This is a genomic window from Dokdonia sp. LLG6352-1 (assembly GCF_045055815.1).
GTDB classification, from domain to species: Bacteria; Bacteroidota; Bacteroidia; order Flavobacteriales; family Flavobacteriaceae; genus Dokdonia; species Dokdonia donghaensis.
In genome coordinates this window covers 1,572,046-1,590,570 of sequence record NZ_CP159329.1, presented here as the reverse complement: position 1 = coordinate 1,590,570, position 18,525 = coordinate 1,572,046, and the positions used below count along the sequence as shown (strand labels likewise).

Annotated in this window: 19 protein-coding genes; 6 read left to right on the top strand and 13 right to left on the bottom strand. The window is 38.3% G+C overall.

From position 1 onward, the window contains the following. Nucleotides 1-51: 51 nt before the first annotated feature. Nucleotides 52-207 (bottom strand): YqaE/Pmp3 family membrane protein, encoded by a 156-nt coding sequence (locus tag ABVM49_RS07090; RefSeq protein WP_021778150.1) that lies wholly within the window; start codon nt 205-207, stop codon nt 52-54. 159 nt (nt 208-366) lie between these two features. On the opposite strand from ABVM49_RS07090, the gene ABVM49_RS07085 reads away from it, so the two are divergent. Then, nucleotides 367-801, top strand: coding sequence for a hemerythrin domain-containing protein (locus tag ABVM49_RS07085; protein WP_035325543.1), 435 nt, complete (start codon nt 367-369; stop codon nt 799-801). Here the strand turns inward: ABVM49_RS07085 and ABVM49_RS07080 are convergent, their stop codons facing one another. The 5 genes from ABVM49_RS07080 to ABVM49_RS07060 form a co-directional block, all read right to left on the bottom strand. Beyond that, complete coding sequence (locus ABVM49_RS07080; protein ID WP_405203617.1) at nt 802-2,058, bottom strand: outer membrane protein assembly factor; 1,257 nt, start codon at nt 2,056-2,058, stop codon at nt 802-804. A gap of 54 nt (nt 2,059-2,112) precedes the next feature. Further along, nucleotides 2,113-3,372 (bottom strand): POTRA domain-containing protein, encoded by a 1,260-nt coding sequence (locus ABVM49_RS07075; RefSeq protein WP_405203616.1) that lies wholly within the window; start codon nt 3,370-3,372, stop codon nt 2,113-2,115. A 65-nt stretch (nt 3,373-3,437) separates the two neighbouring features. Then, a complete protein-coding gene (locus ABVM49_RS07070) occupies nt 3,438-4,448 on the bottom strand; it encodes a glycoside hydrolase family 113 (protein ID WP_405203614.1) in 1,011 nt (336 codons plus the stop codon). Between the two features lie 133 nt (nt 4,449-4,581). Then, nucleotides 4,582-5,484 carry a hypothetical protein gene (locus ABVM49_RS07065; RefSeq protein ID WP_405203612.1) on the bottom strand — a complete coding sequence of 301 codons (903 nt, stop codon included), beginning with the start codon at nt 5,482-5,484 and terminating at the stop codon, nt 4,582-4,584. A 187-nt stretch (nt 5,485-5,671) separates the two neighbouring features. Then, nucleotides 5,672-6,382, bottom strand: a complete 711-nt coding sequence (locus ABVM49_RS07060) for a DUF547 domain-containing protein (RefSeq protein ID WP_405203611.1) — start codon at nt 6,380-6,382, stop codon at nt 5,672-5,674. Between the two features lie 300 nt (nt 6,383-6,682). On the opposite strand from ABVM49_RS07060, the gene ABVM49_RS07055 reads away from it, so the two are divergent. The 4 genes from ABVM49_RS07055 (at nt 6,683) to ABVM49_RS07040 (ending at nt 12,379) form a co-directional block, all read left to right on the top strand. Next, on the top strand, nt 6,683-8,023 hold the full coding sequence (locus tag ABVM49_RS07055; RefSeq protein WP_405203610.1) for an NAD(P)/FAD-dependent oxidoreductase: 1,341 nt from the start codon (nt 6,683-6,685) through the stop codon (nt 8,021-8,023). Nucleotides 8,024-8,044: 21 nt separating this feature from the next. Then, entirely contained in the window at nt 8,045-9,676 is a 1,632-nt protein-coding gene (locus ABVM49_RS07050) for a 4Fe-4S binding protein (protein ID WP_405203608.1), read from the top strand. A 233-nt stretch (nt 9,677-9,909) separates the two neighbouring features. Further along, nucleotides 9,910-11,739, top strand: a complete 1,830-nt coding sequence (locus ABVM49_RS07045) for a cystathionine beta-synthase (RefSeq protein ID WP_405203607.1) — start codon at nt 9,910-9,912, stop codon at nt 11,737-11,739. Nucleotides 11,740-11,902: 163 nt separating this feature from the next. After that, entirely contained in the window at nt 11,903-12,379 is a 477-nt protein-coding gene (locus ABVM49_RS07040; protein WP_375253070.1) for a DinB family protein, read from the top strand. Nucleotides 12,380-12,433: 54 nt separating this feature from the next. Here the strand turns inward: ABVM49_RS07040 and accC are convergent, their stop codons facing one another. The 6 genes from accC to pdxA all read right to left on the bottom strand — a co-directional run bounded on the left by accC (nt 12,434) and on the right by pdxA (nt 17,514). Further along, nucleotides 12,434-13,783: an acetyl-CoA carboxylase biotin carboxylase subunit gene (accC, locus tag ABVM49_RS07035; protein WP_405203605.1), complete on the bottom strand. Its 1,350-nt coding sequence runs from the start codon at nt 13,781-13,783 to the stop codon at nt 12,434-12,436. Between the two features lie 106 nt (nt 13,784-13,889). Continuing rightward, entirely contained in the window at nt 13,890-14,381 is a 492-nt protein-coding gene (accB, locus tag ABVM49_RS07030; protein WP_405203604.1) for an acetyl-CoA carboxylase biotin carboxyl carrier protein, read from the bottom strand. 27 nt (nt 14,382-14,408) lie between these two features. Further along, the gene (locus ABVM49_RS07025; protein ID WP_021778138.1) at nt 14,409-15,407 is read right to left on the bottom strand and encodes a beta-ketoacyl-ACP synthase III; all 999 of its coding nucleotides are present in this window, start codon (nt 15,405-15,407) and stop codon (nt 14,409-14,411) included. A gap of 161 nt (nt 15,408-15,568) precedes the next feature. After that, nucleotides 15,569-15,766, bottom strand: a complete 198-nt coding sequence (rpmF, locus tag ABVM49_RS07020) for a 50S ribosomal protein L32 (protein ID WP_013750156.1) — start codon at nt 15,764-15,766, stop codon at nt 15,569-15,571. A 9-nt stretch (nt 15,767-15,775) separates the two neighbouring features. Then, nucleotides 15,776-16,315, bottom strand: coding sequence for a YceD family protein (locus tag ABVM49_RS07015; RefSeq protein ID WP_405203603.1), 540 nt, complete (start codon nt 16,313-16,315; stop codon nt 15,776-15,778). 116 nt (nt 16,316-16,431) lie between these two features. Continuing rightward, nucleotides 16,432-17,514, bottom strand: a complete 1,083-nt coding sequence (gene pdxA / locus ABVM49_RS07010) for a 4-hydroxythreonine-4-phosphate dehydrogenase PdxA (protein ID WP_405203602.1) — start codon at nt 17,512-17,514, stop codon at nt 16,432-16,434. 59 nt (nt 17,515-17,573) lie between these two features. Here pdxA and ABVM49_RS07005 point away from each other — a divergent pair, with 59 nt between their 5' ends. Beyond that, a complete protein-coding gene (locus ABVM49_RS07005; protein ID WP_405203601.1) occupies nt 17,574-18,161 on the top strand; it encodes a riboflavin synthase in 588 nt (195 codons plus the stop codon). Here ABVM49_RS07005 and ABVM49_RS07000 read toward each other — a convergent pair. Beyond that, a complete protein-coding gene (locus ABVM49_RS07000; RefSeq protein WP_152594948.1) occupies nt 18,145-18,369 on the bottom strand; it encodes a hypothetical protein in 225 nt (74 codons plus the stop codon). The genes ABVM49_RS07005 and ABVM49_RS07000 overlap by 17 nt on opposite strands. Nucleotides 18,370-18,525: the final 156 nt, after the last annotated feature.

Here is an 18,525-nt window from a genome sequence, read left to right as displayed (position 1 = left end):
TAAAAAAGCCCGGTACTTATGTAGCGGGCGCTTGTAATATATGTGTTGCTCTTATTTGCTGTTTACGTAAAAGGCGTGAATCACTCCGGGAAGCCAGCCTAATAGTGTAAGTAAGATGTTTATGAGAAGGTCTTTTCCGGCTCCTTTTTCTAACGCAACTGCTAGTGGCGGAAATAGAATGCTGAGTATAATTGTAATTAATGACATTGGTTACTTTTTTTGGTTATTGTTTATACAAAGCTATAGATGAGACCATCTGTAAATTGCTAATTTTAAATTAATTGTATTGATTTTAACAAAAATCATAGCTTTTTTTTAAAAATTTACAGTGTCTTAAAATAACTAACCAATTAATCTTTTAGTACTATGAATATTTTTGAAGCAATTAGAAACGACCACGATATCCAGCGCGACTTATGCGATAGACTTACCTCAACCTCTGGTAAAAGCAGTGACAGAAAACAGCTCTGGAAAGCACTAAAAGAAGAATTAGAAATACACGCAGACGCAGAGGAAAGACATTTTTACAGCCCGCTTATACATAATGATATGATGCAGGAGCACGCTAGACACGGTATAGCAGAGCATCACGAGATGGATGAACTTATAGAAAAAATAGATGATACAGATATGGATTCTCCTGCCTGGCTTACTTATGCAAAACAGTTATGTGAAAAAGTCGAACATCATCTCGAAGACGAGGAGCATACCTTTTTTCAGCTAGCAGGTAAAGTACTCTCAGAAAATCAAAAGACAGATCTTGCTACTGCGTACCAAGATGCAATGAAAGAACGTAGATAATCAAAAATACTGACCTATACCAAAGACGATTCCGCTGGTGGCATCTTGTGTTATACCATATCCATAGTCTACCCTAAAGGTTGCATTAAATATCTTTTTATGTATAAAACGTAGACCTAAACCGGGGTAGACACGCAAATTTTGATCATCACCAAAATCGCCAAAATCTCCCCCGGGATTGCGCCAAGAGCCAGCATCTACAAAGCCCACTCCTTGTATCGTAAACCAATCTCGATCTGCCAGCGTTTGTCTATACTCTGCATTGAGTACTACCACGCCAGTACCTCTATCTATCGTATTACCTACACCCCGTATATTAAGATTGTTATCTACAGAAAAGGGGGCAAAAGGAGAATCTGCATTTGTAGCAAGACCTAGTCGCAATCGCGTTGCGATGTTTCCATCATAAACACCATCCTTATCTCGTATTCTAGCAAAATATCTAAAATCATTCCACCAGATTGTAAAATCTGGTAATGTTATCGCATTAGCCTGTACATATTGTACATTAAAAGTACTTTTAAAACCACTTACATACTGAAAGTCATACTTAAGAGCGTCATACTCATAAATAGCTTTAAGAAGAATTTTATCTACATTAAATGCCTGTGGCACGCTCACATCTGTGGCTCCATTGAGGTATAAATAATCTTCATTAAAGAAGTTAACACCTAACTCAACACGATGCTTAAAGTTAAAAGCATATAGACCTAAAATCTCTATGGATGTATTGTTATACTTATAGTCTGCCGTACCATTATCTAAGAACACAGGTTCTTGAGTAGTAAGACTCTGAAAGTTTATTGCAAGTCCTACATTGTTATTAAATAAAAAAGGCGCTCTAAAATTTATACCATACGAACTAAAAATATCTTTCTGATAAAACCCTCCAAAACCTATATTTCTTCCTAATAAATTATATTCATAAAGACCAAGCCTGTATGCAAACTCATCATCATTAGTCGTGTAAAGATTTACTTGTGGATTTATGGTAATATTTTCCTCTATGTTATAAAAAACATTATAGAAGTTATCGTGTGACTTAAAAACCTGAAAATAAGCGTGAGCAACTGCTGGAAGTCTTTTAAGGCGTATTATATCTTGATTTATCACTGCAGAGTCTAATGCAACTCCCGGTTTTATATCACTTATGAGTTTTATAAAACTAGGCTTAAGCCTTTTTGAGCCTTGTACTTTAAGGTCTAGCACTTTACCCTCTTGTCCAGCAAGCTGTACAGCGGTAATACAACATACCATTAAAATTAATACTCTCCGTAACACTTTACATCATTATAAAAGAATCTCTACCTCTTAAAAATACTGTCCTATCCCAAAGACAAGACCACTGTTTTGTGACGCTCCTAGGCCTACGCCATAGTCTAGTCGTATAACAGCATTAAATATACGTTTATGTATAAAACGCACTCCTACTCCAGAGTATATCTCAAGAGCATCACCACTTACAAGGTTATCTAGCGGTTGCATTGCCTCTCTTAAGGTCCCTCCATCTACAAAGGCATTACCTTGTAGTACAAACCAACCTCTCTCTAGCACCGTGTGGCGGTACTCTGTATTTATAAATATAAAACTCGTACCCCTCGCTATATCATTACCAGCCCCACGTAAATTAAACTGATTATCTACAGTAAATGGCGCAAATTCAGACTCATTAAAAGAAGCAAATCCTAATTGTAATCTACTTGCCCAGTTACCTTTACTTCCTATTCTTTTAAAATATTCGGTTGTATTAACTCCTATAAAAGAGTCGTCAAGTAAGCCCTCACCTCCATTAATATATCGTGCATCAAGTAAGTTTCTAAAACCAGAAACATACTGATAATCTATGTCTAAAAAATTTGTCTCATACTCTGCTCGCACAGCAATTTTTGAAGCCTCTAGATTGTTTGGAAAAGTAGCATCTATCTCAGTCTCGTTTGTAACATACTGCTCTTTAAAAATATTAATTCCTAGCTCTGCTTTGTTGTGAAAGTCAATTTCATAAAGTCCGTAAATCTCAGCCCCAGCTCTATCTTTTTTATAATTGAGAGTAGTTGTATCAAAGTAAATGGGCTCAAAGGTGACATCTTTAATATAATTTACACCTAGCCCTAACTTGTTTGTAAATAAAAATGGGGCCTCCCAGTAAGCTCCGTAAGAATTAAAAACATCACGCTGGTAAAAGCCACCCACAATCTGGCTCTGGCCTAAGAAGTTAAATTCAAATACACTTAGTCTAAAGGCAAAACTTCCATCATTTGCCTCAGAGATACGTATACCTGGTATAATTGTAAAATTTTCTACAATATCATAAGTGACTTCTATAGCACCATTACGTACCTCAGCTATAGTAGCGGTAGCTTTTGCAATGGCAGGAAGTCTATTAAATCGCTCTACATCTGTAGCTACTTTAAGCGAGTCGTAAGGAGATGCTACTTCTGTTTTTATTAGTCTTCTTAACAGTGACTCATCTACTTTTTTTAACCCTTTAAAGGTGATTCTTTCTACTTGTTGCTTTTGAGCGAAAACAAGGCACGGAAGTAAGAACAGACATAGATATATAATTTGTTTCATAGGCTTTTTTACGATACTATGAGTCTGTCGGTTCTTAATCGTAAACATTGCAGTAGCTATCGTATTTAATTTCTACCGTAGTATTCTTTTACAATATCTTGAGCTGGTTTGTTTTGAGGTGTAAACTGGCTATTTTCTGGTCCTCCTACACGGTCGTGATGTATAAACCATTTCCATAAAAAGCCTCCTGCCATCCACTCTTCATCCCAGACGGCTTCATAAAGTGCTTTTGTAACATTTGCCTGTGCATCCAGATTTACTTGGGTCATACTTCGGTCAGAGCGCCAGGGTTCTTTACCTGTATAGTCTACAGAGCGATAACCATACTCTGTAAATAATACTTTGCGTTGTTGCGCTTTCGCGAAAGCGGAAATCTCCTCTTTCCATTTTGTCCAGCCTTCTATAGCACAATCCACAGTAGGTGTCTGATCATCACATACTGGAAAGTAAGCATCTATACCTATATAATCCAGCTCTTGCCAGAAGGGTGTACGTTTATACTCATCCCAGTTTGCAGCATACGTAAGCTTACCTTTGTATACTTTTTTGATATCTTTTATGAGCTGTTGCCAGAAAGCTGGTCTATTTACTACAAATTGCTCCAGCTCTGTGCCTATGCAAAATATCGCTGCATTTTCCTCTTGAGCAAGTGTCGCATAATCCATTATAAAATCGCGATACGATTGCTCAAGTGCCAGCCACTCCTCTTCTGTATCCATCTTAAGGTAACCTGTAAACTCACCCCGACGTATCCATATCTGGGGTTTGAGCATCACATCTATACCTTTATCGTGAAGTTGTGCTACATAATTACGACCGCCTTCTCTAGTCTCACCATACCACTGTCTATCTGTATTGTATACAATTTGCGCTTTATCTAGTGCCGGCACAAAGCCAAAGGGCATAACCGCAGCATAGTTTGCGTTTATATCAAGTACGGGTGCCACGTGACTACTGTCTACTGGAGAGCGATTTGCTACAAAGCTTACTCCATTAATTTTTCCTTCTGGTGGAAGCTGGGCACTACAACCTTCTAGAAGTAAAACAAGCACAAGGCATTGTAATAGTATTTTCATAACAAATGTGATTCTATAAAATAAAGATAGCTTTCTATATCACAAACTAAAAAAACCTGACCACTTTTATAAGTGGTCAGGTCTAGCGATCTCTAGATTATAAAGTATACATCAAATCTAGTAGATGCTTATATTAAAAAACAACTCGTAGTCCCAAGTTAAAAGTCTCACCTAGTCCCGTATTATTACCTCTTACAAAGTTGGTATACAAAGCCTCGAGGTTGAGCTCATCTGTAAGTTGATATTTTGCGCCTCCACCTACTGCGGTAAAGTCTTGCTCAAAATCATTACCTAGATCTATGCGCTGTGAGTGCTGTACTAAGCCTAGCACAGTAAACTTAGCACTGGGGAAGTAACTTAAAAACACCCCTGGCGTAAGATTTAAACTATTATTTGCAAAGCTGCCGTCTACAGTGTCAAAGTTTTCATCTTGCTCTGCCTCTTTTCCAAAATTAAACTCAGAGTTAAGCTCTGCAAATACTTGCCAGTCACCACCTGCAAAGGTGTGATCAAAAAAGAAACGGTTTTGCCACGTAAATCCGTTTTGGTCAAGAAAAACTCCTTGCTCTGTCTCTTGATCTATAAGTGGTATAGATAGCGAACTTTGAATCGAAAAGTTATTTACAGATGCAAATGGAACAAACTTTACCGCAGGAGCGATAGAAGTAAGACCACTACGAGCGGTGCCACGCTCTCCGTCAAAACTAAAGACATCTAGCGCATCTCTACCGCCTATTACATTAGATCTCACTTCTAAAATTACACCTACGTTGAGCCTTCTATTTTCTGACACTCCAGTAAAAGCTTCTAGTGATGATGTAAAAAATGATTGCCTAGGCTCATCACCATCTGTAAATGTACTCTCTGTTTGCGTGTACAAATTATTAAACCACTTGATATCATATTGTCCTTTTGCAATAAGCTTAGATGGTGTAAGCGTCTGTATGACAGAGCCGCCTATCTCATTATCATCAATATCTTGTGCGTAAATAGTGGTAGCGATTAGGCATAGCGCGCCCATTAAAAAATGTTTCATTCTTTTAAATATTAGGTTGGAAATTTATAATTGTATTTTCTTAATTCAGCTACCGTGGAGTGAGAAAAGAAGTTGTAAAAGTTTTATGCATTAATGAAAGAACTGAGCCTGGTAAGGGTAACTGCTTTATAAACCCTTTGTATTATGAAAATTTCACATAAAGCAGCGCAGGCTCAGTATATACTCATTATTTTATATCATTAAGTGTCCAGTCATATGGATAGTATGAAAGTTTTGCAGTCTCGTCTATTTTGCTATCTCTGTATTTATTGATAAACTCCAGCACACTCCCACTTCCCGTAAAATCACCGTTATACCACTCAAAAATTTGCGAGATCTGCACCTTTTTACCTTTAACTCTTATAAACGATGGATTATTGAGCGCTAGTTTAGTTTGTCGCTGTAACTGAGCTTCAAGCTTACTAGGTGTGTATGCTCCATCTATAATAGGGGGACAGCCCAACCCTGCACATACAAGTACAAAGTGAAAACGAGCCTCATCTGGAAAAACAGCACGTAACTTCTTGTTTTCTATATCATTAAGGGTGATTAAGCTACCCCCTACAGCGTGTTTTTGTTTGTCAAAGAAGCCTTTTATACTGAGCGGTTGCTTTACGGGATACTTAGCCACAATCCCTTTTATTACAGAAAGATTGTAAGCATTGATCCAGAAAGCTTGATACGTTTTTGAATCTGTCTTACTCACTTTTATAGTTTGTGCAATCGCAAGGAGTTTATCTAAAGACTCTGGATTACTTTGTATAGCAGCATAATCTACTCTTCCATTTTTTATATATTCTTTAAAAAAAACATCTGCATCTGTAAAAAATGCATCTGTACGCTGCGCACTTATCGTGTTAATAACAAGTAGTGTAAAAAGGAAAGTAACGATTTTCATAATTGCTGTTTTATGTGCACTTGGGTCGGGTAAAAAACAATCGTCTTACACTTTTTCTTAAAATAAATTGATTTTGATCACCAGATAGCTTGCTGTCCTTAATGTATTTATAGCATTAATCTATAATTCATTTAGATATGTTCTAAATAAGCCTAGGTGCTGTTAAGTTTACTATCTTTAGTTCGACACAACCCTAGTAACTTGTGAAGAAAAAAGGTTTTACATACGCTTTCGCGAAAGCGTAATCACATACCACATTACTACAACCTCTTTTCAACTTACTTAAAAACACCAACCATTATGCAAGAACACATCGTCATTATAGGCAACGGGATTTCTGGCGTTACAACCGCCCGTCACATCCGCAAAGCTTCTGACAAAAAGATCACCATCATCTCTGCCGAAACAGATCACTTCTTTTCTCGCACAGCGCTTATGTATATCTATATGGGACATATGAAATATGAGCACACAAAACCGTATGAAGATTACTTCTGGAAGAAAAACCGTATTGATCTTAAACGCGCTTTTGTAGAGACAGTAGATCACGAGAATAAGCAATTACTACTCTCTGGTGGCGAAAAAATGAGTTATGATAAACTCGTGCTTGCTGTTGGGTCAAAACCTAATAAATTTGGCTGGCCAGGGCAAGATCTAGATGGTGTACAAGGGTTGTACTCAAAACAAGATCTAGATATGCTAGAGGCAAATGCTCCAGATAAAGAAACCTGTAAACGTGCTGTGGTAGTAGGTGGCGGTCTTATAGGTATTGAAATGGTAGAGATGCTGCTCACTCGTGATATACCGGTCACATTTTTAGTGCGAGAAAACAGTTTCTGGAATGGCGTTTTACCACAAGGAGAAAGCGAGATGATTAACAGACACATTAAATCTCACCACGTAGATTTACGTTTAGGCTATAATCTAGATAGTATTCTAGCAGATGATAATGGTAAAGTGCGCGCTGTAACTATAAAAGAGACAGGAGAAGAAATAGCTTGCAACGTGGTAGGGCTTACCGCTGGTGTGTCGCCTAATGTGGCTTTCTTAAAAGATAGCGGTATTGAGTTAGGCCGAGGTATCAAGGTAAACCCTATGCTGGAGACTAATATAAAAGATATTTATGCCATAGGTGATTGTGCAGAGCAACACGAGGGTATAAACGGTCGTAGACCCATTGAGGCTGTCTGGTATACGGGTAGAATGATGGGAGAAGCACTTGCTCAGACATTAACTGGCAATCCTACCGCATATAACCCTGGTCACTGGTTTAACAGTGCAAAATTTATGGATATAGAGTACCAGACGTATGGATGGGTGTTCTCAAAACCTAAAGAAGGCAATACACACTTCCACTGGATGCATAAGGATGATAACAAGTGTATCACTATAGAGATGCAAGAGGATAGTCGCAAGTTTGTGGGTATAAATAACTTTGGTATCAGGCTACGTCACGAGCTATTTGACCGCTGGCTTACTGAGGAACGCACAACAGATTATGTGCTAGAGCATCTTAAAGATGCAAACTTTGACCCTGAGTTTTATAGCCATTATGAGAAGGATATTCTCAATGCTTATAATGCTGCATACGGGACATCACTTAGTCCCAAAAAGAAAAGCTGGAAAAGAATTTTTGCATAACCAACCTAACGACTTACACTTATGAAAATTATTAAAAACCTAGGCTTGGTGATCTTTATTACTGGGCTTGCCATCTGGACAGCTTCCATCTTTATGGGAGACTTCACCTTACAACAAGAACAACTTGATTCCTTTATTTCTGAAAAAGGAATTAAAAGTGAGCTAGTAGCTCAAAAAATCTCAGATAACGTAGTGGGTAAAAAACTCGGTACATTTGCTTTTACTGGCGCCGTAAGGGATGCCCTTGCTCAAAATAATGACTACTATGATGCACAAATTGCAAAATATGATGCGGCAAAGGAATGGGATAAAAAAGGAGAACAATATCAGTACAGAATAAATGATAAAGACTTTCAAGCCTTTAGCTTCTCACTAGCCAAAAAAGCCGGAACAGGATTTATAGTAGAAAACAAGGGGCTTATGTGGTTCTTAACCTTTGGGTTAGGAATACTAGGAGCTCTTATGTTCATTTTTCCTAATCTCGTGTTGCTAGGTAAACCAGGTATCAAAAATGACCACGTATATCACGAGGCAGCAACCAATAGAGGATGGATTGCCTGGCTGGTGCTTGTGTACCTCGTTCTATTTTATCTCGTGCTTTATTTTAATGCAGACTATGTGGTAAACTGGACATTCATACTCGACCCTATAAGTAATGCGCTTAATGGTGGAGATGCCAGCCAGTGGTTTGTTTATGGCTTTTTATACTGTGTGATTATGGTAACGATGGCGGTGCGTATGTATATAAAATACCGTCACAATAAATACCAGATTGTACGTACTACCTCTGTACTATTCTTTCAGATTGTATTTGCCTTTCTTATCCCTGAGATTATGGCAAGTTTAGGAAAGCCTGGTTATGATTTTAAAAACGCATTCCCACTAGATTATGATTTCTTCTTTGAGTGGAATCTCGACACACTTACTCAGAGTGGTGGTTTAGGTATCTTCATCCTCGTATGGGGTGTTGTGCTTACATTAGTGATTGTGCCAGTAATGGTTTACTTTTTTGGAAAAAGATGGTACTGTAGTTGGGTTTGTGGTTGTGGAGGCCTTGCCGAAACTCTTGGTGATCCCTACCGCCAGCATTCTAATAAATCTATGAAAGCCTGGAAGCTTGAGCGCTGGCTCATACACTCGGTTCTCGTATTTTCACTAGTGATGACACTCGTCACATTATACTGTTACTTTACGGGTGCAGAAGCTTTTTTAGGCATTAACTCCCAGTGGATAAAAGACACCTATAGCTTCTTGATAGGCGCTTGGTTTGCAGGTGTAATCGGGACTGGTTTCTACCCTATTTTTGGTAACCGTGTATGGTGCCGTTTTGGATGCCCACTAGCAGCCTACTTAGGATTTGTACAACGTTTTAAATCTCGTTTTAGAATCACTACAAACGGAGGACAATGTATCTCTTGTGGTAACTGTTCTACCTACTGTGAGCAAGGAATTGATGTCCGTGCGTATGCTCAGAAAGGAGAAAACATCGTGCGTTCTAGTTGTGTAGGTTGCGGTATATGTAGCGCTGTATGTCCTCGTGGCGTACTTAAGTTAGAAAACGGACCAGAAGCAGGTCGTATCAACCCTACGCAAGTATTACTAGGTAATGATGTAGACCTTATGGATTATGTAAATAGCAAAGAGGCAAGCTAGAAGATTTTTTACGCTTTCGCGAAAGCGGAATACTAATTTATATAGCTCTTTGCATAGCATATCGCTAAAGCAAAATAAAAAACAACCACCTTAGTCATCTAGGGTGGTTTTTTAATACACTAAGTAATCGTTAAGACACATAAATCTCCCCTGTTTCTGTATACTTTCTCATAACTTTGCGACACATATAAAGCCTCACAGATTATGAGGTGATACCATAAAAACACAGCGCAATGCTAGCATATATAAAAGAAGTATTACAAGAAATGCCTCAAGACTGGTTACGTCTTACCACACATAGACTAGATATTTATGATGAGTCTCAAGCAAAAAGCCAGTTTCTTGATGAGTTTGAAAAACTATATAACAATAATGTTTCAGATCAAAAATCACTGAGCCAGTTACCTACGGCTTATGATTATATAAGACTGGGACACCCGCTATCAAGTATTTTAGAATGGGCAATAGCAAAAACATATGCCCTAAAGACAGAAAGCGTTATAAGCTTTCAGTCTAAGACTGTACCTGTGCTTGCTGTGCTTCGTAAAAATTTATTAGAAAATAAGAGCACACGCATTTTATATACTGGAGCGCTCTCTTCTCGTTTTGACACAACAGCCTTAAAAGAAGTGTACGGCTATAACTTTGAGCTTCAAAAGCTAGAAAGTGTTGATGATATCACACCTTTTAATGGAAGCACAGTACTACTATCTGAACAGCAAAAAATCGCTACTACAGCCTTACATAAAGAAGTAGACTTTTATGTAAATACGTATGGAGATCTAGGTAGTATTCTTATTATTAACGGAGAAAATAACAACCACTACGTAGCAGATATACAACACGTGCGCAGAAGGGAGACGGTGGCAATGACACCAGAAAACACACTTGTAGCACTAGAGTCTCTCGTAAACACAACCGATTTTACCGCTAAAAAAAGTACCAAAGAAGCAGATAAAACAAAGGTTCTAAGTACCATAAAAGAAATCACACAAGCAAACTCAAAAGCGCTTGTAGGTTCAAGTGGCCTATCTATACAATATGCCATAATGATGGGTCTTGTGGCAGAAGCTCAAGAACAACACCCTGGCAAAGCAATCAAGTTTGTAGTACCGCCTAACTGTTATGGAGGGACAAATGACCAAGCAAGACGTGTAGCTGCCTGCCTTGATAATGTAGAGGTTGTAGACCTACCGGTAGATGGTGATAATGATATGGTACAAAGTGTAGATCGTGTACTTACTACACTCGCAGAGCAAGACGCTATACCATACATCATTGCAGAAATTCCTACAAACCCAAGGGTAGAGGTGCCAGATCTTATAAAACTTAAAGAAGTGTTGAGCACTCCTCGTAAAACGCCTAGTGGAGACACAGCAATAGATCCGGTATTTATTCTAGATCAAACGTTTTGCCCTAATGTACACTTCTTAGGTGATGATGATTATCTATCTACTGTGAGAGCAATCTCATACGCCAGCGGATCAAAATTTCCGAGTGGCGGTAAAGTGACTGCTGGCTACTGTGTAGCAAACACAAAAGCAACTCCGCTCATCGCAAATATCGAGAAGCACTTAACCATATGCGATAATGAGGCTACCGCTTTGCAATATGAGCTACTTGCTCAACAACTGCCTTCTATGAACCAGCGCATTGCAGATGCTTATGTAAACACACGTAAGTTTGTAACTTTTATAAGCGAAGTGCTGCCAGATGCAAAAATCAATTTTGTTTCAGAAGAGCTCGCGCAGCAAGGATTTACTCCATCTGTGTTTTCGCTAGACTTACCTACTAAGGGTGATACTCCAGCCCAGCGTGAGACCTATAAAAGAGCGCTCAACCACAAACTTATAAACTTAATGATTACAAAAATTCCTAAGGAGAGCAAGTACTGTGTGAGTTATGGGCAACTTAAGGGTGTGTACTGGACTATACCTGCAACCTCCACCCAAGGAACAACTAAGGAGGGTGATAAAGATTACATCGCTCGTGTGTCGCTCTCACCAGATATGGATTTAGAACGTCACAAAGAGATTTTTAGAGAATTTGTAAGTGAGATGTAACCAGAATTTGTAGCAAAGTTTAGAGACGCTTGTAAAATCTGTTTTAGGTTTTGCAAGCGTTTTTTAGCTATGAGCATTATGGTTTTTATTACGCTTTCGCGAAAGCGTGATATCGCGTTTTAAAATTTAATTAGAAACATTATCTTGTAATTAAAATAATGTAATGACCACTTCTCAACATCTTGCAAAGCACCTCAGAGAGTTCATATCTGGACCTAACACGACGGGTTCTCATCTTAAAGAACATCTAGATGACATAACACTAGAAGAGGCAAATCAAGCTGTTTACGGCCTTAATACCATTGCAAAGCTTGTGTACCACATAAATTACTATATAGAAGCCGTAAGCGGCGTACTAGATGGTGAGCCACTTACTGCAAAAGATATATATAGCTACGATGCACCTATATTAAAAACTCAAGAGGCTTGGAAACTGAGACTCGATACATTGTATACAAATCTAGATAGATGTGCATCTCAGGCATCTAGGCTTACAGACCAAGAGCTAAAGAGTAATTTTGTATTAGAAAAGTACGGTACTTATGAGCGTAATCTGATGGGACTGCTGGAGCACTCTCATTATCATTTTGGGCAAATTGTAGTTCTCAAAAAAATAATTAGACAACAGCCTGTACAGTAAGATTTACCTTAAAATAAAAAACTCCCGATATTGCTATCGGGAGTTTTTAGTTATTTAGTCTTCTAGAGGCTTCATCTCAAAGTCTTCCATAAACTTAGTGGTATAGTTACCAGCTATATAGTCTGGGTGATCCATAAGTTGCCTGTGGAAAGGTATGGTAGTCTTTATACCTTCTATTACAAACTCATCAAGAGCACGTTTCATTTTGTTAATCGCCTCTTCTCTAGTCTGTGCTGTCGTAATTAACTTAGCAATCATAGAATCATAGTTAGGCGGTATCATATACCCACTATATACGTGTGTATCTATACGTACACCGTGTCCTCCTGGAGCGTGTAAATTTGTAATACGTCCTGGTGATGGTCTAAAATCGTTAAAAGGATCCTCAGCATTGATACGACACTCTATAGAGTGTAGTTGTGGATAGTAGTTTTTACCAGATACTGGTACACCTGCTGCCACAAGTATTTGCTCACGTATAAGATCATAGTCTACTACCTGCTCAGTAATAGGGTGCTCTACTTGTATACGTGTATTCATCTCCATAAAGTAGAAGTTGCGGTGCTTGTCTACAAGAAACTCAACCGTCCCTGCTCCTTCATAATTAATAAACTCTGCTGCTTTTACTGCTGCTTCACCCATACGCTCACGTAAGTCATCTGTCATAAATGGCGATGGTGTCTCTTCGGTAAGTTTTTGGTGACGTCTTTGTACAGAACAATCTCTTTCAGACAGGTGATAGGCTTTACCTGTGCTATCTCCTACAATTTGGATTTCGATATGGCGTGGCTCTTCTATGAGCTTTTCCATATACATACCGTCGTTTCCAAAGGCTGCAGCACTCTCTTGACGTGCACCTTCCCAAGCTTTAAGCAGGTCTTCTTCTTTCCATACGGCACGCATACCTTTACCTCCACCACCAGCGGTAGCTTTTAGCATTACAGGGTAACCCGTCTCTATGGCAAGTTTTTGACACTCTTCAAAATCTTTTATGATACCATCAGATCCTGGTACACAAGGTACGCCTGCGGCTTTCATAGTTTCTTTTGCAGTAGCTTTATCTCCCATTTTTGAAATCATCTCTGCAGATGCTCCAATAAATTTTATGTCGTGCTCCTCACATATTTTTGAAAACTTTGCGTTTTCAGAAAGGAATCCATATCCCGGGTGTATGGCGTCTGCATTTGTAATCTCTGCTGCTGCAATAACGTTAGACATTTTAAGGTAAGACTCGTTACTTGCTGCTGGGCCTATGCATACTGCCTCGTCTGCAAATTTTACGTGAAGACTCTCACGGTCTGCTGTAGAGTATACAGCTACCGTTTTAATCCCCATCTCTTTACACGTACGTATTACCCTAAGGGCAATCTCACCACGGTTTGCTATAAGTATCTTCTTAAACATACTGTTTATTTTTTATTGTGATTACTGCGTGTTTTTGTTTAGGTCTCGCTTTCGCGAAAGCGTAAAAAACCACAGTCTCCTCAATGATTAAAATACCCGCAAGGGATTATGATGGATCTACCAAGAATAATGGCTGATCAAACTCTACTGGAGAAGAATCGTCTACTAGTACTTTTACAATCGTACCTGACACTTCACTTTCGATCTCGTTAAAAAGTTTCATCGCTTCGATAACACAAAGCACATCACCTTCACCTATCGTTTTTCCTACTTCTACAAACATAGGCTTGTCTGGAGACGGTTTTCTATAGAAGGTTCCGATTATAGGAGACTTAATAGTTATGTATTTTGAATTATCTTCTGCTGGGGCCGCTGGTGCTGCAGGTGCTGCTACCTCTGCAACTGGTGCTGCCGGAGCCGCTGGTGCTGCAGGAGCCATTTGCATTGCTGGCATTTGCTGTAAGAAAGTAGTTGGTGCTTTCTCATCGTCTGCACCAGTTCTGATAGTGATTTTTACGTCATCCATCTCAAGTTTTACTTCGCTAGCGCCTGACTTTGCAACAAATTTAATCAGATTTTGAATTTCTTTTAAATCCATAAGTGTTTGAATTTAGTCTGTTTAGGTTTAATTAGAGTTATATGCCCATTTGAGGTAGATCGAACCCCAAGTGAATCCACCACCAAAAGCGGCAAATATGATATTATCTCCTTTTTTTAGTTTATTCTCATAGTCGCTCATCAACAGTGGTAAAGTGGCTGATGTGGTGTTACCATATTTATGAATATTAATGAGGACTTTATCCTCATCTAGCTCCATCCTTTTGGCAGTAGCGTCTATAATTCGTTTGTTAGCTTGATGTGCGATTAAAAAGTTAACGTCATCACCTGTAAGGTTATTACGTTTCATAATTTTATCACTTACATCTGCCATATTTGAAACAGCAAATTTAAATACGGTTTTTCCATCTTGAAAAACGGTATGCTGCTTATTATCTAAAGTTTCTTGTGAAGTGGGTAGTATACTCCCTCCTGCATCTATCTTAAGGTATTCTCTTCCTATTCCGTCAGATCTAAGATACTCATCTTGGAGTCCCATTCCTTCTTCATTAGGTTCAAATAGTACTGCACCACCACCATCTCCAAAGATGATGCACGTGGCTCTATCTGTGTAATCTATAATAGATGACATTTTATCTGCGCCTATGAGCAGTACTTTTTTATACCTACCAGACTCAATATAACTAGCTGCTGTAGACATCCCGTAAAGGAAGCTAGAGCAAGCAGCTGTGAGATCAAATGCAAATGCATTAGTCGCACCTATTTGAGAGGCTGTATATACTGCGGTTGAGGCTACTGGCATATCTGGTGTAGCAGTGGCTACGATTACCATATCTAACTCTTTGGGATCGAGTTGCTTTTTTTCAAGAAGATCTTGTGCTGCTTTGATGGCAAGAAACGAGGTTCCTTTGCCTTCTTCTTTAAGAATTCTACGTTCTTTAATACCTGTACGAGTGGTAATCCACTCATCATTGGTATCAACCATAGTTGCTAAAATATCGTTAGTCAACACATAGTCTGGAACATAAGCTCCTACAGCTGTAATTGCCGCTGAGATTTTACTCATTTGTTTCAGTTAGATTTTTCGTTTTTATTCAGTTAAGAACAAAACGATGAGAAAAATACTAAAAATTGATCAAAAATGGCCTACAATTAACTTTTTTTGACAATCCTACGCATAAAAAAAACTCTCACAATGTGAGAGTTCTATGTCTAGAAAATAGATGCTTATGCCTCTACTTCTTCAGTCTTATCAATAACTACCTGACCTCTATAGTATAATTTACCTTCAAACCAGTGTGCTCTGTGGTAAAGGTGCGCTTCTCCTGTTGTAGGGTCTACAGCTATTTGAGGTATAGCAGCTTTGTAATGCGTTCTTCTTTTATCTCTTCTTGTTTTTGAGATTTTTCTTTTAGGATGTGCCATTACGTACTCTTATTTATCTGTTAATAGTTTTTTTAACGAATCCCATCTAGGATCTGTCTCTTCTTTCTCTTCTTTTGCTCTTTGGTCTGGAATACTTAATTCTTCCAGCTTTTCTAAAATATCTGACTTTAATGTTCCATCTGCTATACCAGGGTGAACCCTTTTATTAGGCATAGACAGCACAATAAGTTCATAAATATACTGAGCGACATTTACTTCATACTCTCCAAATGGGAGTATAAGAACATCTTCAATATCATCATTAAACTCTTGACCAAACTTAACTACAAGCTCATAGCTTCCACTTACAGGCTGATTATAAGGCTCATTTGTCACATCACAATTTACATTGATTGTTCCTGAGATATTAAAATCAAACTCCATAAAGGTAGACTTCTTTGTTAAGAGAAGTGTAGCCTCAACGCTTGCATCGTTAAAGTCATCATAGTTAAAAAGATCAAAGAACGATTTTGTAATCGTGTACTCAAACGTATGCTCTCCTTCTTTTAAACCTACGTACTGTATAGTGTATAGTTTTAATTCTTTCATCACATCATCCGTTTGGAGCGTGCAAAGATACATAATTTTTTAAATCACAATAGCTAAGAATTAAAAAAATTAATCTAACAGCTATATGATTAATGCATTGCACAACTATATTACACTTACTTTCTTGCTGGGCCTCTACCTGCACGCTCTCTTCCTGCGCGTTTTGGCGACACCTTGAGTATATCTTTTGTTATCTCTTGGTATTCTTTTCTTTTATTATAAATATTAATAGCCGCATACACAGCTTCTCTAAAAGAACCAGGATCTGCTTCACCCTTACCAGCTATCTCATAAGCCGTACCGTGATCTGGAGATGTTCTCACCTTATCTAGCCCAGCTGTATAATTAACACCTTTACCAAATGATAAGGTTTTAAATGGTATCAAACCTTGATCGTGATATGCAGCAAGAATAGCATCAAAATTTTTATAGTTACCAGAACCAAAAAAACTATCTGCCGCATAAGGACCATAAACAAGCTGTCCTGTAGCTCTCATTTTTTCTAAGGTAGGGATAAGCACTTTATCATCATCATCACCTATTACACCATTATCCCCCACGTGAGGGTTAATACCTAGCAATGCTATTTTAGGCCTATCTACCCCAAAATCTTGTTGCAGGCATTTATATAGTGTATTTACTTTCTTTTTTATTACATCTGGTGTGATATTACTTGCCACATCTTTTACAGCTACGTGATCTGTAAGAAGCCCCACTTTTAATGTATCTGTCACCATAAGCATCATAGCATCACCAGTAAGCTCCTCAGCAAGATAATCTGTATGACCAGGAAAAGCAAAATCTTCTTTCTGGATATTTGCTTTGTTTATAGGTGCCGTCACCAGCACATCTATATCTCCATCTTTAAGCGCCTTTGTTGCTGCTGTAAATGACTTGAGTGCATAATCACCCGCAATATCTGTAGCCTCTCCCCAAGATATACTTACAGGCTCTTTCCACAGGTTAAAGACATTAATCTTATTATCTAACACTTTCGCGAAAGCGTCTATCCCATAAAACTCTGCTTGAAGCCCCAGTTCTTTCTTTATATATGAAAGCGTCTTTGCCGAAGCAAAAATTACAGGCGTACAAAAATCTAACATCATTGCCTCAGAAAACGTCTTGATTACAATCTCTGCGCCTATACCATTTAAATCTCCTATAGAAATCCCTACACGTACTTTTTGCTGTTTATTCATTTGATGCCTTTCGGGTTTTGTATTTTTGTAACACAAAAGTAACCAAATAAAAACCATTTATGTTTACAGGTATTATTGAAGATCTCGCCTCTATTGTATCAATCACTAAGGATCAAGAAAATATACACTACAAAGTAAAAAGTGCAATCACAAATGAGCTCAAAATAGACCAAAGTGTAGCACATAACGGCGTATGTCTTACAGTAGTAAGTATAGATGGAGACACTTATACGGTCACAGCCATACAAGAAACGCTAGATAAAACAAACCTCAACGATCTCGCTGTAAACGATATTGTAAACCTAGAGCGCGCGATGAAACTAGGCGCAAGACTAGACGGTCATATTGTACAAGGTCACGTAGACCAAGTAGGAACCTGCACAGCTATAAGTGAAGAAGATGGAAGCTGGAGATTCACCTTTACCTACGACACCTCACTAGGAAATGTCACGATAGAAAAAGGTTCTATTACTGTAAATGGCACTAGCCTCACTGTTGTAGACTCAAAAGAAGGAGCTTTTAGTGTAGCAATTATACCATATACTTACGAGCATACAGGCTTTAAAAACTTTAAAGTAGGTACGCGTGTCAACCTTGAGTTTGATGTTATAGGCAAGTATGTAAAAAGACTTACTGAGGGCTACTAGCCTTTTTCATTTTAATTTTATACATATAATACGCACCTAGTAGCAGACCTCCTATAAGTAATAACGGGAGGTGATCATCTATGGGCGCAATAAGCCCAGGTAGAGGGGTTCTACCTGGCGGAGGCGGTGCTTCTTTACCAGCAAACGCACTTATCCCCATTAATAAAAGGGGGGCTGTTGTAATGAAATTTCTGAGTTTGGGGCTCATAATAATTCAAATATAAAATGTTTTAAACTAGTTAAATTAATACTAATTTAATGAGGGTTAAGTAGGTTGTAATTGTGTATTACATCGGCAATAATACGTATTTTATCGATAAAATGAGTAATTACGTTAAAAAAAGTATAAATATTTAGAATTTTT